Source organism: Micromonospora sp. NPDC047527 (assembly GCF_040643015.1).
Lineage (GTDB): Bacteria > Actinomycetota > Actinomycetes > Mycobacteriales > Micromonosporaceae > Micromonospora.
Genome location: NZ_JBEYTK010000006.1, coordinates 195,623 through 209,026, shown reverse-complemented (window position 1 = coordinate 209,026; position 13,404 = coordinate 195,623). Strand labels below are relative to the sequence as shown.

11 protein-coding genes and 1 tRNA gene are annotated in these 13,404 nt (G+C 70.2%); 5 read left to right on the top strand and 7 right to left on the bottom strand.

What is annotated here, in order from left to right:
- Positions 1 to 89: 89 nt before the first annotated feature.
- Positions 90 to 1,220, bottom strand: coding sequence for an MFS transporter (locus ABZ808_RS23145; RefSeq protein WP_357010065.1), 1,131 nt, complete (start codon positions 1,218 to 1,220; stop codon positions 90 to 92).
- 127 nt (positions 1,221 to 1,347) lie between these two features.
- Here ABZ808_RS23145 and ABZ808_RS23140 point away from each other — a divergent pair, with 127 nt between their 5' ends.
- Both ABZ808_RS23140 and ABZ808_RS23135 read left to right on the top strand, forming a co-directional pair.
- Positions 1,348 to 1,968, top strand: coding sequence for an ABATE domain-containing protein (locus tag ABZ808_RS23140; protein WP_357010062.1), 621 nt, complete (start codon positions 1,348 to 1,350; stop codon positions 1,966 to 1,968).
- Positions 1,969 to 2,074: 106 nt separating this feature from the next.
- On the top strand, positions 2,075 to 3,394 hold the full coding sequence (locus ABZ808_RS23135; protein ID WP_357010059.1) for an acyltransferase: 1,320 nt from the start codon (positions 2,075 to 2,077) through the stop codon (positions 3,392 to 3,394).
- A 242-nt stretch (positions 3,395 to 3,636) separates the two neighbouring features.
- On the opposite strand, the gene ABZ808_RS23130 is transcribed toward ABZ808_RS23135, so the two are convergent.
- Together ABZ808_RS23130 and ABZ808_RS23125 are read right to left on the bottom strand one after the other, a co-directional pair.
- Positions 3,637 to 3,918, bottom strand: a complete 282-nt coding sequence (locus ABZ808_RS23130) for a hypothetical protein (protein ID WP_357010056.1) — start codon at positions 3,916 to 3,918, stop codon at positions 3,637 to 3,639.
- A gap of 482 nt (positions 3,919 to 4,400) precedes the next feature.
- Positions 4,401 to 4,477: transfer RNA gene (locus ABZ808_RS23125), tRNA-Thr, on the bottom strand.
- Between the two features lie 341 nt (positions 4,478 to 4,818).
- On the opposite strand from ABZ808_RS23125, the gene ugpC reads away from it, so the two are divergent.
- Complete coding sequence (ugpC, locus tag ABZ808_RS23120; RefSeq protein ID WP_357010716.1) at positions 4,819 to 5,910, top strand: sn-glycerol-3-phosphate ABC transporter ATP-binding protein UgpC; 1,092 nt, start codon at positions 4,819 to 4,821, stop codon at positions 5,908 to 5,910.
- A 123-nt stretch (positions 5,911 to 6,033) separates the two neighbouring features.
- On the opposite strand, the gene rlmB is transcribed toward ugpC, so the two are convergent.
- Positions 6,034 to 7,179: a 23S rRNA (guanosine(2251)-2'-O)-methyltransferase RlmB gene (gene rlmB / locus ABZ808_RS23115; protein ID WP_357010053.1), complete on the bottom strand. Its 1,146-nt coding sequence runs from the start codon at positions 7,177 to 7,179 to the stop codon at positions 6,034 to 6,036.
- Entirely contained in the window at positions 7,179 to 8,594 is a 1,416-nt protein-coding gene (gene cysS, locus ABZ808_RS23110) for a cysteine--tRNA ligase (RefSeq protein WP_357010050.1), read from the bottom strand. The genes rlmB and cysS overlap by 1 nt, the downstream gene beginning before the upstream one ends.
- 63 nt (positions 8,595 to 8,657) lie before the next feature.
- Between cysS and ABZ808_RS23105 the strand changes: the two genes are divergently transcribed.
- Together ABZ808_RS23105 and ABZ808_RS23100 are read left to right on the top strand one after the other, a co-directional pair.
- A complete protein-coding gene (locus tag ABZ808_RS23105; RefSeq protein ID WP_357010048.1) occupies positions 8,658 to 9,452 on the top strand; it encodes a helix-turn-helix domain-containing protein in 795 nt (264 codons plus the stop codon).
- 274 nt (positions 9,453 to 9,726) lie between these two features.
- Positions 9,727 to 10,620, top strand: coding sequence for a DUF559 domain-containing protein (locus ABZ808_RS23100; protein WP_357010045.1), 894 nt, complete (start codon positions 9,727 to 9,729; stop codon positions 10,618 to 10,620).
- 187 nt (positions 10,621 to 10,807) lie between these two features.
- Here the strand turns inward: ABZ808_RS23100 and ABZ808_RS23095 are convergent, their stop codons facing one another.
- Both ABZ808_RS23095 and ABZ808_RS23090 read right to left on the bottom strand, forming a co-directional pair.
- Complete coding sequence (locus ABZ808_RS23095) at positions 10,808 to 12,496, bottom strand: S8 family serine peptidase (protein ID WP_357010042.1); 1,689 nt, start codon at positions 12,494 to 12,496, stop codon at positions 10,808 to 10,810.
- A 159-nt stretch (positions 12,497 to 12,655) separates the two neighbouring features.
- Entirely contained in the window at positions 12,656 to 13,396 is a 741-nt protein-coding gene (locus ABZ808_RS23090; RefSeq protein ID WP_357010039.1) for an HAD family hydrolase, read from the bottom strand.
- Between the last annotated feature and the right edge of the window lie 8 nt (positions 13,397 to 13,404).

The window sequence follows — 13,404 nt, the reverse complement described above, 5'->3', positions numbered from 1 at the left end:
CCAGGCTACCGCCCGGCCTGGCCAGCGCAGGGGGTCAGCTGACCTCGGGCGGGTTGCTGGGTACGCGCGGACAGCGGTTGCGGCGGCATTCAGCGCTGCGCGTATGCGCCGGTGACCCGGCCGGTGAAGCCACCGGCGGCCACGATCAGAGCAGCGACGCCGAGCACGGCGCCGAGCAGCACCGTGCTGTGCACGCCGTGGCTCGGTAGCGCGAGGCCAGCGACCAGGGCACCGCCGGTGATGCCGACGTTGACCGCGGCAGAGACGGTGGCGGCGGCGAGGTCGGAGCGCCCGGGCGCCACCTGCAGCACGACGCCACCGAGCACCGCGGTGAACGCCGCGAAGGCCAGTCCCGCCAGAGCGAGCAGGCCCACGGCGGCCGCCGGCCGGTGGCCGATCACGTACAGCCCGAGCAGTGCCACCGACTGCAGCGCGATGGTCGCGACCAGGGCGAGCCACGGGCCGCGGTCCACCACCGCTCCGACAGCGAGGATCCCGAGCACGCTGGCAACACCGCGCACCAGCAGGATGACCCCGACCGACGAGGCGGGGAAACCGCTGACCTCGGTGACGAAGAGGGCGACATAGGTGTAGGCGGCGATTGCACCGGCGGTCGTCAGGATGGCCACCGCCACCAGCAGCCAGAAGCGGTAGGCGTCGGGTGTCGCGCCCCGGGCGGCGTGCCCCTGCCCGGGCGGCGTCGACGGCAGGAGCGAGGCCACCGTGACGAGCACGATCGCGCCGAGTCCGGCCACCGCCAGGAACGACACACGCCAGCCAGCGCGTTCGCCCAGCCAGGTGCCCGCCGGCACCCCCAGGACCAGAGCGACGCTGCCGCCGGCGAACACGATCGCGACCACCCGCCCGCGTAGACCGGGTCGGAACAGCTCGGCCGCGGCCGGCACCACCACCGCCCAGAACAACGCATGGGTCGCCGCGGTCGCCATCCTGGCCGCCAGCAGCAGCGCGAACGTGCTCGCGAACACCGTGATCGCGGTGCTGACGACGAAACCGGCCAGGAGCGCCGACAGGAGTAGCCGGCGAGGAATTCTCCTGGCCAGCGCCGTCAACGGGATCGAGGCGACAACGACCACCGCGCCGTACGCGGTGACGAGCGTGCCCACTTGCGACGGCGGGACGGCGAGGTCCGCGGCCATCGGGAGCAGCAGGCCGATCGGCAGCGCTTCGGCGGTGGTGTAGAGGAAGGTCCCGCCGGACAAGCCGATCAATGCTCCCACTGCTCGCCCGCGACCCATCCATCCCCCAACTGTTTCCGTCTAAATCCCGTACAGTAGAAACACGCTAGTGGCGACCCCGACAGAGGGTCAACTGGTAAAGTGGACTTTGATGGAAACAGTCGAGGACGTCACGCGGATGCACCTGGTGGGCGGCAACCTCGCCCTGGACTTCATCAACACCCGCACCGGTCCACCCGCCGGGCCCTCCGACGACGACGTGCTCACGGGCTATCCGGAGCTGGTCGCCTGGGGCGTGTACGCGGGCGCCCTCACCGAATCGGAGGCGACAGCGCTACGCCGGCTGTCTCACGACGATCCAGACGGCGCTCGCGCTGCCTTCTCACGAACGCTGGGCACCCGCGACTACCTCGACGACATATTCCGGTCGCTGGCCGCTGGAGCAGCTCCGGGCACGCCTGCGCTGGCCCGACTGCGGGACGACGAGGCGGACGCGCTCGGCCACGCGCAGCTTGAGGTCGGGAGCACGTTCACGTGGGTCTGGCGAGATGACCACACGCTTGCCCGGCCTCTACGGCCAGTGGTGCACGCAGCGGTCCACCTGCTCACCGCGGGGGCGCTGAACCGGATCAAGGGATGCGGAGGCTGCCGCTTCATCTTCAACGACGAGAGCAAGAACCGCAGTCGCCGCTGGTGCAGCATGGATGACTGCGGAACTGCCGAGAAGATGCGCCGCTACGTCGCCGCCCGGCGCACCCGTGCGACGCGGTGAACGCCCGCTCTAGCCCGGCCGCCACGACGGCGGGGAACCTGGCATCATGCCTGGAGCGCCAGCCGACCCCCGGTCAGGCGGATGCCCCAAAAGGTGCCACATCACGATGAGTGTTACCCAACAACGCACTCCCCGGGTCGAGTCCCTGACCGGGCTGCGCTGGTTCGCCGCGTTCGCGGTGTTCCTGTTCCACGCGAACCAGATCATCAAGCTGCCAACGGTCTACGACATCAAACTCGGCGACTTCTTCCGGTTCGGCGATGCCGGGGTCACGTTCTTCTATGTTCTCTCGGGCTTCGTACTTACCTGGTCGTTCTCCCCCACGGTGGGCACCGGGACGTTCTACTGGCGCCGGCTCGCCCGGGTCTGGCCCGCACTCGCGGTCAGCACCGTCATCGCCTGGGTGGCCTTCGACCAGGTCTGGCACGACTCCTGGAAGCGCACCCTGCTGAGTCTGTCGCTGGCCGAGGCGTGGTTCCCTCCGGCGGACCATCTCGTCGCCAACCCCGTGGCGTGGTCGGTCTCCTGCGAGGCCTTCTTCTACCTGCTCTTCCCGTTCGTCATCCGGCCGCTCCTGCGGCTGCGGCTGCCGGCGCTCGCGATCCTCGCCGCCGCCGGCCTGGTCATCGAATGGGCCTACTGGTTCATCGTGCAGGATTTCATCGACCCGAAGCAGTACTGGATCCAGCTCTCCTGGTACCTGCGCTTCCCGCCGATCCGGTTCATCGAGTTCCTGCTGGGAATGATCGCCGCTGCCGCGCTGCTCCGCGGCTGGCGGCCCAGAATCAACCTGTGGCTCGCCCTGTCGTCGGTGCCGGCATCGGTGCTGTTCCTGTGGTGGGGCGCACGGCAGGGCTGGTGGGGCCCGCACTGGTCGCAGCAGGGCCTGATTCCCGCCTGCGTGCTGGTGGTGCTCGCTGCGGCGATCCGCGACCTCTCCGGGCGGCCCTCGGTCTTCCGGAGCAAGCCGCTGGTCTCCCTCGGCGCGTGGTCCTACGCCTTCTACCTGGTCCACCTGTCGCTCATGTACTGGCTGATGGGCACGGTGGACGGCAGCCCCGCGAACTGGGCGAACCTCAAGGTCCTCCTGGTGTGGGCGGTGATGGGCATCGCCCTGGCGTGGGCCTGCTACCGGTGGATCGAACACCCGGTGGAGAGATCCCTGCGCCGCCTCTACCCGCGCCGCGTCACGTCCGCCCCGCAGGAGGTCGGTCCGCAGGAGGTTGCTCGGCACGAGACCGCGCCGCAGGAGACCGGTACACAGGAGTCCGTTGCGGTGCCCCGGCAGCGTCCCGAGGCCGTCCTCGCCGGGGATGGTGGTGCCCAGCCCCAGACCCAGGAAAATGCCGTCCTGACCGGGCATGATCCCCAACCTGAGGAGGTCGCGCCCGGCACCTACCGGAGCGTGCACAGCCACATTCCATGACCCGGTACGCGGTCGGCCGGTTGCTGTCAGCCGGCCGACCCGCAGCTTTCGCCGATCGGGAGAGCCTGATGGAATTGGAGCCCCCGGCCGGGATCGAACCGGCGACATCTCGCTTACAAGTTCTGGGCGCTCCGTCCGAGCCTGTCCGCGCACGTCTCTGACGCCGGCCGCTGATCTGCCGCCCTCCGTCTCCGACCTGCCACGTGGCTGTGCAGCGCGTACATGCGGCCCGCCGGGAGCGGCTAGCGGAAGCGTGGGCTGAAAGCGTCTCGCCATAGCATGATGTCGAGATCGACTTGCGGCACTTTCCACTCGAAATATGCCATATAGCGTGCTGGCTGCAAGCAGATTAGGCCCAGGAAGATTACCGATGGCCAGATCGGCCACAGGCGGTCAAAATCGATAATGACCAGGGGCAAGCTCACCAAGGCTGATCTCAAGTACCACACGGCGAGGCGATAGGGAAGTGTCGTTCGGGCGCGCTGGGTCACGACACCGAAATCGCTCGTCTCCGGCTCAGACACGGCAGCAGAGTAGCGCCCCCTCGACGGTCCTCGGCCCGTCGAGTGCACTGAACCTGACCGGCGCTGACCGCTACATCGGGCACGCTGCGGGCACGGCTGGCTGAGCGCCTACGCTGCTGCCCGTGGAAGGCATCGGGGCTGGGGTCATGTTCCTGTGTGGCGCGCTGGGTTGCCTATTCGTCTGCCTCATGCTGTGCGCCGTCGCTGCGTCATGGGCCACTCGGCCCGAACACAAGCGCTGACCGTACAGCGTGACCTGGCCATTGCCCGGCACGCCGACATGCGGTCACCCTGGCCTACCCCGACGAATTTCGGCGTCGTGCGGCTGGCTGTAGGCCTGGAAGAGGGCGGCCCCAAGGTGTGTGATGACTACGATTGGCGGAAGTGACCGACTACGCCGGGCGCTGACGGCTGCCGGAGATCCTGTTGCTGTCAATCACCGCGCTCCCGGTCCTGCGGTCCGGGGAAGCGCCTGGTGGATATGGAGCCCCCGGCCGGGATCGAACCGGCGACATCTCGCTTACAAGGCGAGTGCTCTGGCCAGCTGAGCTACAGGGGCGCGTGCGTCGAGGTCAGCATAGCGACTGACGTCCGAATATCCCGCTCGCGAGGGCTCCCGAGCACGGGAAACGTCATGAACCCGACGTCCGTACGCCGGGGTGCGGTGTCGATTGATGTCTGACCGTGCCCGAGTGACCGGAATGCCGGGCCGCTGGCTCACTTCCGACGACCCCTCACCTTGGCAGCGGGGTGAAACCCGTTTACGGTGCAGTGACACGGATGACGATCAGCCGCCCCGGCGGCGACCCGTCGCCCGCTGACCGGTACGGGTACGTGCCGGTCGCTCCTTCACTCGGATCGTCCGGCACGTTCCTGCCGGTGAAAGGAAGCCGCTTCACCATGGCTACGGTCACCTATTCCAAGGCGTCCCGGGTATACCCGGGGCAAGAGCGTCCCGCCGTCAACGAGCTGGACCTCGAGATCGGCGACGGCGAGTTCCTCGTCCTCGTGGGCCCCTCCGGTTGTGGCAAGTCCACCAGCCTGCGGATGCTCGCCGGCCTGGAGGACGTCGACGCCGGCTCGATCTACATCGACCAGCGCGACGTCACCCACCTCCCCCCGAAGGCCCGCGACATCGCGATGGTCTTCCAGAACTACGCCCTCTACCCGCACATGACGGTGTACGAGAACATGGCGTTCGCCCTCAAGCTGCGCAAGACCTCCAAGTCGGAGATCGACCGGCGGGTCAAGGAGGCGGCCGGGCTGCTCCAGCTGGAGGAGTACCTGAGCCGCAAGCCGAAGGCGCTCTCCGGTGGTCAGCGTCAGCGTGTCGCGATGGGCCGGGCGATCGTCCGCGAGCCGCAGGTCTTCCTCATGGACGAGCCGCTGTCGAACCTCGACGCCAAGCTCCGTGTGCAGACCCGTACCCAGATCGCTTCCCTCCAGGCCAAGCTGGGCGTCACCACGGTCTACGTGACGCACGACCAGGTCGAGGCCATGACCATGGGTCACCGGGTCGCGGTGCTGCTCGACGGTGTTCTCCAGCAGGTCGACACCCCCCGGGCGCTCTACGACACCCCGGCCAACGTCTTCGTGGCCGGCTTCATGGGCTCTCCCGCCATGAACATCAAGACCGTTCCGCTGAACGAGCGGGGCGCCGAGTTCGCCGAGCTGCACATCCCGCTGACCCGGGAGCAGGTCGAGGCGGCCCGCGCCGAGGGTGGCGACGGCAAGGTGACCGTGGGCTTCCGCCCGGAGGACTGCGAGCTGGTCAGCCCGACCGAGGGCGGCATGCCGGTCGTGGTCGAGCTGGTCGAGGACCTCGGCTCGGACGCCAACGTCTACGGCCACGCCGCTCTGGGTGGCAACTCGGAGCGCTTCGTCGTCCGCACCGACCGGCGCAACATGCCGAACATGGGTGACACCGTGTTCGTCAAGCCGACCGCCGGCCGCAGCCACGTCTTCCACGCCGCCACCGGCAGCCGGATCTGACGTAACGCCGTACCGAATAGGGGTGGTCCGCTTCGGCGGGCCGCCCCTTTCGTCGTACCGACGGCACACCTAGACACACGACGAGGCCCCTCCCGGCAACCGGGAAGGGCCTCGTCGACGTTGTTACAGCTCGACCGAGCGGCGGCGGGACACCTCGGCGAGGGTGACCGCAGCGGCCACGCTGGCGTTGAGCGACTCCACCTCGGAGATCATCGGGATGCTGACGGTCAGGTCGCAGGTCTCCCCGACGAGGCGGGACAGCCCGCGCCCCTCGGAGCCGACCACGACCACCAGCGGGCCGACGGCGGCCTCCAGGTCGTACAGGTCGGTGTCGCCGTCGGCGTCCAGGCCGACCACCATGAAGCCGGCGTCCCGGCATGCCTTCAACGACCGGGTCAGGTTGGTGACCTGGGCCACCGGCACCCGCGCGGCCGCGCCGGCACTGGTCCGCCAGGCGGTCGCCGTGATCCCGGCGGCCCGCCGCTCGGGTACGAAGACACCCTGCGCACCGAACGCGGCGGCCGAACGGATCACGGCACCCAGGTTGCGCGGGTCGGTGACCCCGTCCAGCGCGACCAGGAGCGGCGCCGGCTGCTCCAGGGCCGCGGCAACCATGTCCTCGAAGGGCTGGTACGCGAACGGCGGCACCTGCAACCCGACACCCTGGTGCAGCACTCCCCCGGTCATCCGGTCCAGCTCAGCCCGGCTGATGTCCAGGATGGCGATGCCCCGGTCGGCGGCGGTCCGGAGGATCTCGTTGATCCGGTCGTCCGCGTCGAGGCCCTGAGCCGTGTAGAGCGCCGTCGCCGGCACCAGGGCGCGCAGCGCCTCCAGCACCGGGTTGCGCCCGACCAGCAGCTCCGGCGTGTCCTTCGAAGGGTTGGACTTGCGCCCCGGCGCGACCCGAGGACCAGACCGACCACCGGCGCCACCCCGGCCTGCGGCACCACCGCGACCGCCGGCACCAGACCGACCGGCCGGTACGCCCCGACCGCCGCCCCTGCCCCAGGTGGTGTCCTTGCTGCCCGGCTGACCGATCTTCGGGGCACGCCCCTCCTCGGCCGCCGCCCGGCGCTCCTTGTCCTGCTTCCAGGCGGTGCGCTGGGGCAGCTTCTCGGTGCCCGAATATCCCTTGTGCCACGGCCGCTCGTCGGCGGGCAGGGTACGCCCCCGCCCGGTGAGCGAGTCCTTGTTCTTGCCGCCGGAGCCCTTGGGGGCACCCGCCTTCGACGTCAGTCGCCGGCCACGGCGCTGCGAGTTGCCGGCCATCAGTCCTGCTCTCCAATAGTCCAACGGGGGCCCTGGGGGGTGTCCTCGACCACCACGCCGGCCAGCTTGAGCTGGTCACGTACCGCGTCGGCGGCGGTCCAGTCCTTGCGGCCCCGGGCCTGCGCACGCTGCTCCAGGGCCAGCGCGATCAGGGAGTCCACCACGGCACGCAGATCATTCGAACTGCCGCCACCGGTCCAGGCGGCGTCGAGGGGGTCGATCCCGAGGATATCCAGCATCGCCCGGACCGCGGCCAGGGTGGTGCGGACGGTCACATCATCGCCGACGCTCAGGGCGGTGTTGCCGTCCCGGAGGTGCTGCTGTAGCACGGCCAGGGCGGCGGAGGTGTTGAGGTCGTCGTCCATGGCCGCGACGAAGCCGGCCGGCAGCTCGCCGAACTGCCCGGCGCCCACCCGCTCGGCGGCCCGCTGCACGAAGCCCTCGATCCGCCGGTACGCGGTGGCCGCGTCGCGCAGCGAGTCCTCCGAGTAGTCGATCACCGAGCGGTAGTGGGCGGCGGCGTAGTAGTAGCGCAGCTCCACCGGCCGCACCCCGAGCGAGTCCACGTACGCCAGGTCCAGTGCGTTGCCGGCGGACTTGCCCATCTTGGCCCCGCCGATGCTGAGCAGCCCGTGATGCACCCAGTAACGGGCGAACGGGAGCCCGGCCGCCTGGGACTGGGCGATCTCGTTCTCGTGGTGCGGAAACGTCAGGTCCAGCCCGCCGCCGTGGATGTCGAACTCCGGGCCAAGGTAGCGCCAGCACATCGCCGAGCACTCGATGTGCCAGCCCGGGCGACCCAGCCCCCACGGCGACGGCCAGTAGGCGTCCGCCGGCTCGTCCGGCTTGGCGCCCTTCCAGAGCGCGAAGTCGCGTGGGTCCCGTTTGCCCCGGTCGGGGGCGTCACCGGCTGACTGCATCGCGTCCGGGGACTGACCCGACAACGACCCGTACGGTGGCCAGGACGCCACATCGAAGTAGACGTCGCCGGAGCCGTCGGTCGCCGGGTACGCGTGCCCGTCCGCGATCAACTTCGTGATCAGCTCGTGCATCTCGGGGATGTGCCCGGTGGCGCGCGGCTCATAGGTGGGTGCCAGCACGTTCAACGCCCGGTACGACTCGGTGAGGATCCGCTCGTTCGCGTACGCGATCGACCAGAACGGCCGGCCCTGCTCCCCCGCCTTGACCAGAATCTTGTCGTCGATGTCGGTCAGGTTGCGGATGAACGTAACCTCGTAACCGGCGGACAGCAGCCAGCGGCGCAGCACGTCATAGTTGACGCCGGAACGAAGATGGCCGATGTGCGGCGGCGCCTGAAGGGTGAGACCACACAGGTAGACCCCCACCTTGCCGGCTTCCCGCGGGACGAAGTCCCGCACCGATCGGGTGGCGGTGTCATACAGGCGTAGCGTCACCGTACAAGGGTAGCCGTCCGTGTCTGTCCGGGTCCGGCGGTGCCGGGTCGTACGCTGCCAGGCGTGGATGCGACCGCACGCCCCGGTGAGCCCCCCGCCCACCCCACCGGCCCAGCCAAGGCAGCCGCCGGGCAGGCCGACGCGGTCCCGCCGTCCGACAGGGGCACCAGGCGAGCCGGCACAGCAACCGGGCGGCCCGACACGCCAGCCGACGCGGTCCCCGGTCGAGCTGGGGAGATGGCGCAGACGCTGGACCGGGGATTGCGGCTGTTGCACCTGGTCGCCGACGCGCCGGGCGGGCTGACCGTCACCGAGGCGGCGGCCCGGCTCGGCATCGGCCGGGCGGCCGTCTACCGGCTGGTGGGTCCGCTGACCGGGCACGGCATGTTACGGCGCGACAGCGACGGCCGGCTCCGCCTCGGTGTCGGCGTGCTGCACCTGGCCCGACGGGCACAGCCGCTGCTCGCCGAGGGGGCGCTGCCCGCGCTGCGCCGGCTCGCCGAGCAGGCCGGCGCGACCGCGCACCTGACCGTGGTCGAGGGCGGGGAGGGCGTCGCCCTGGCGGTGGTCGAGCCGAGCTGGACGTCGTTCCACGTCGCGTACCGGACGGGAGCACGGCACCCGCTGGACCGGGGCGCGGCGGGCCGGGCCATCCTGGGCGGTCGGGCCGGGGTGGCTGACCCGGTGATCAGTAGCGGAGAGTTGCAGGCTGGGGCGTACGGGGTGGCCGCGCCGGTGCTCGGCGTACCCGGGCTGGAGGCGAGCGTCGGCGTGGTAGCGCTCGCCCCGCTGGACGTCGACACGATCGGCCCCCAGGTCCTCGCCGCCGCCACAACCATCGCCACCACCCTCCGCTGACCCCCGCACGCTCGCCGAGGCTGATCAACTCCACATCGCCGACATTGCGGCATCCCTGCCGATCGATAGCGCCACGTCGCCGACATGGTGATGATCTCGACGTATAGCACTCCGATCTGGTGCTCGGCAGTCATCCACAGGCACCGGACGCGTGACCGCCGGGCACTGTCCACAGGGGTATCGGACGCCAGGCCGGGGGTCGGAGTCTGGCCGCATGCCTCCTCGCCCCCACCGGCCTCCCGCCCTCGCCTGGCAGGTCTTCCGCGGATCCGACGTGATCCGACGGGGCCTGGTCACGAGACATCAGCTGCGCGGCTCGTCCTGGGTCCGCCTCCGCCACGACGTGTACGCCGATGCCCGCCTCGATCGTGACCACGGGCTAGCCGCCCAGGCGGCAATGTTGCGGCTGCCGGCCGGGTCGTTGATCGCTGGGCCCTCCTCGGCCTACCTGCATGGCATCGAGCACGCCGCCGGCTTCGAGGACGACGTGCACGTTCTGGTGCCGAGGGCCGCCCGGGTCGACTCTCAGCGGGGCCTACGCGTACACCTGGTCGGTGCCGGCGTTCCGGTGCCCACGGGGCTTGACGTGAGTGCGGGCCTACCGCCGATGACGGCCCCTCCCGACACGCGGAGCAACCCCACACTCCGGCGAACGGATCCGTCCTCCGCAGCGTGGGAGACGGCGGCCTGGTCTGACCCACTGCGTGCGGTCGCCATCGTCGACTCGCTGCTCGCGAGCGGTTTGACCACCCGGGCTGGGCTCACCGCCGTCGGCACCGCCAACGCGGACCGGCCAGGCGGCCGGCGCGCGTGCTGGATCTTCGATTTGGCCGATCCGGGTGCGCAGTCGCCACCCGAGTCGCAGCTACGGGTACGTCTGGTGCTGGGCGGGCTACCCCGGCCGGTTGCCCAGCACCCGATCCAGTTGGCTGGCGGGCTCGTGCTGCATCCCGATCTGGCCTGGCCCGAGTTCCGGGTGGCCGTGGAGTACGACGGTCGATGGCACGCTGATCCGGAGCAACTGCACCGCGACCGTCGACGGCTCAACCTGCTCGTCGGCGCGGGCTGGTTGGTGTTGCACGTGACCAGCCGGCGGCTGCAGAACGAGTTCCCGGCGGTGCTGAGTGAAGTTCGATCGGCCCTGATCTCCCGTGGCTGGCGCAGGTGATCACCGCCGGATCTGATCCACACCAGTTCGCCGACATGGCGGCATCACACGACGCGGATACCGCAATGTCGGCGATCTGGAGTCGATCATGGGCGCGGAACACCCGGCAGCGCCCAGGACACCGACAAGGCCCAGGACACCGACAAGGCCCGGCCGACGATTGTCGGCCGGGCCTTGAGGTGGTGTGTTACGGGCGGGCGTTGGGCTTGAGCGGGGTCTTCACCGCCGCGTAGGCGTCGACGATCCCGTAGCCGTAGAAGCCGTTGAAGTTGACCCCACCGGCGCAGTAGGCGTCGTAGGTCTCGTCCCGGCCCTCATTGCGGTACTGCTGGAGCCGCGGCTCCGGGCAGGCACGCTCCGTGGCCGTCCGGTAGAGGTGCTGCTCGACCAGGTCCGGCGACATGCCGAAGCCGCCCCGGCGCTCCGGCTTGCCGTGCCGGCTGACGATCAGCGCGGCGACGCCGGCGGCGTGCGGGGACGCCATCGAGGTGCCCTGGAGGTAGGTGTAGTAGCCGCACTCACCGTTGGCCTTGCACTGCTTGAAGACCGACTCCTCGAAGCCGGCGACGATGTTGCCGTCCGCGTCGACCGAGCCTTCCTCCTGGAGCACGTGCTTCGGGTACGTCGAGAGGATCATGTTGGCGTCGGTGCGGAACGTGTCGGTGCCGAAGCCGTCCCGGAACCAGCCGCCCGGCGCGGCCACCGAGATCTGCTCGGTGCCGTAGTTGGAGAAGTCCGACTTCTTGCCGGACGGGCCGACCGACGACACCCCGATGACGTGCGGGCCTTCGACGGGCAGGTCCCAGCAGCTGTTGTTGTCGATCGGCCGGGGGTACGGGGCGGTCCCACCGTAGTTCGGGCTGCCGGTGTCGGTACGCGGCGCACCCAGGTCCATGTTGCTGTTGCCCAGCGCGCCGACCAGGGTGACGCCGTTGTTGTGGGCGAAGACCAGGGCCCGCTTCATGGCCTTGATGGTGGCCCGCTGCGCGGCCTGGTTCTCCGGGGAGTCGGCCGGGTTGGCGGTGCAGTTGAAGAGCCACGGGTCGACGTAGAACGACATGTTGACCACGTCGATCCCGGACCGGCCGGCGTGCACCAGCGCGTTGACGACCGGGTCGAGGAAGAAGTAGCCGGAGTCCTGGCCACCCTTCAGCTCGACCAGCGAGACGTTCGGCGCGACACCGGAGAGGCCGAAGCCGTTCGCGGCGGCACCGATGGTGCCCGCCACGTGGGTGCCGTGTCCGCCGTCGTCGGTGCCGACCGGGTCGAGGCAGCTCGGCACCTCGCAGGGGCCGTCCACGTCGACCAGGTCGGGCGCGAAGTTGCGCGACAGCGCCCAGTTGAAGTTCGGCGCGATGTCCGGGTTGCTGGCGTCGATGCCGGTGTCGAGCACGCCGACGGTCACCCGGCGGTCACCCGGCTCGGTCTTGCGGGCCTGGTCGGCCCGGATCATCTTGAGGCCCCACAGCTTGTCGTCGAGCGGGTCCAGCTTGGCGCCCTTCTTGGGCCCCTTGCCGGCGGCCTTGATGGCGGCCGTCAGGTGTTCCTGCTCGACGCGGTCCAGCTTCGGCTTGTGGCCGATCGCCTTCTGCGGGGCGGCGCCGACCAGCGCCGGGGCAGCGGTCGCCCTGGCCGCGAAGTCAGCCCGATCGCTGGTCACCTGGAACATCCCGACCTCGTCGGACCGGGACACCACCGTGCCGCCGGCTGCCCGGATGGCGGCGACCGCGGTGTCGGCGGCGACGCCGTCCTCGGCGACGACGGTGAAGGTTCGGGAACTGGTCGGCGCGGCGCTGGCTGGTACGCCCAGCCCCGCAGCCGTAAGTGCCAGCACTGCCGCGGTTGCGACGGCGCTGACGGTGAAGCGCTTGCTCACCACATCAGATCCTCTCGTTGAGGGACGTGGCAGCCATCACACAACACCCGGCAGGATTCCGCCAGATGAGCGCCCGTTATGGCGGTGAATCTCTACCTGATCCGTCCAGGTGGGCGGGCACTCCACCTGGATCGACGGGCACCGCTGGATGATCGTCCGTCAGCGCCGGCAGGTCGGCGAGCCCGGCAGGTCGGCGACCATGCCAGGCAGGTCAGCGAGCACGGCAGGCAGGTCAGCGAGCACGGCAGGCAGGTCGGCCATCGTGGACACTTCGGCGTCGGGCACGAATCCGTCCGGGCGTGGCCGGCCGGCCCGGTTCAGCCACACCGAGCGGAGGCCGGCCCGTCGGGGTGCGACGACATCGTGCACCCACGAGTCACCGACGTACACGATCTGCCGGGCCGGGACTCCGGCCGCCTCGACCACCGCCGCGTAGAACTGCGGGGCTGGCTTCTTGGGCAGGCCGTTCTCGTGCGCGTACACCTCGAAGGCGAACTCACCGGCGAGCCCGCAGCGTTCGGCGCGGCTGTTGCCGTTGGTGGCGAAGCCCAGCGTGTACCGGGCGCGCAGCGTGGCCATCGCCGGCAACACGTCCGGGAAGGGGCGGGTGAGGGCGAACCGGCGGGCGAAGAAAAGGGCGGCGATCTCGTCCAGGTGTTCCTCCAGCCCGGCGCGGGCCAGCGATCGGGCCAGCGCGGCGCGGCGGATTTCCATCACCGGGGCGGCGCTCAGGTCACCGAAGACCGCGCCCCAGTCCGACTCCAACTCGGCGAGGGTCACTCCGGCGGCGGCCGGGGTGCGCCGCCGCATCTCGTCGAGGACGGCCACCAGCCCGCCGGTCACCGCCGGGCTCAGGTCCAGCAGGGTCTCGTCGGCGTCGAAGACGACGGTGGTCAGCATGGTGCCCA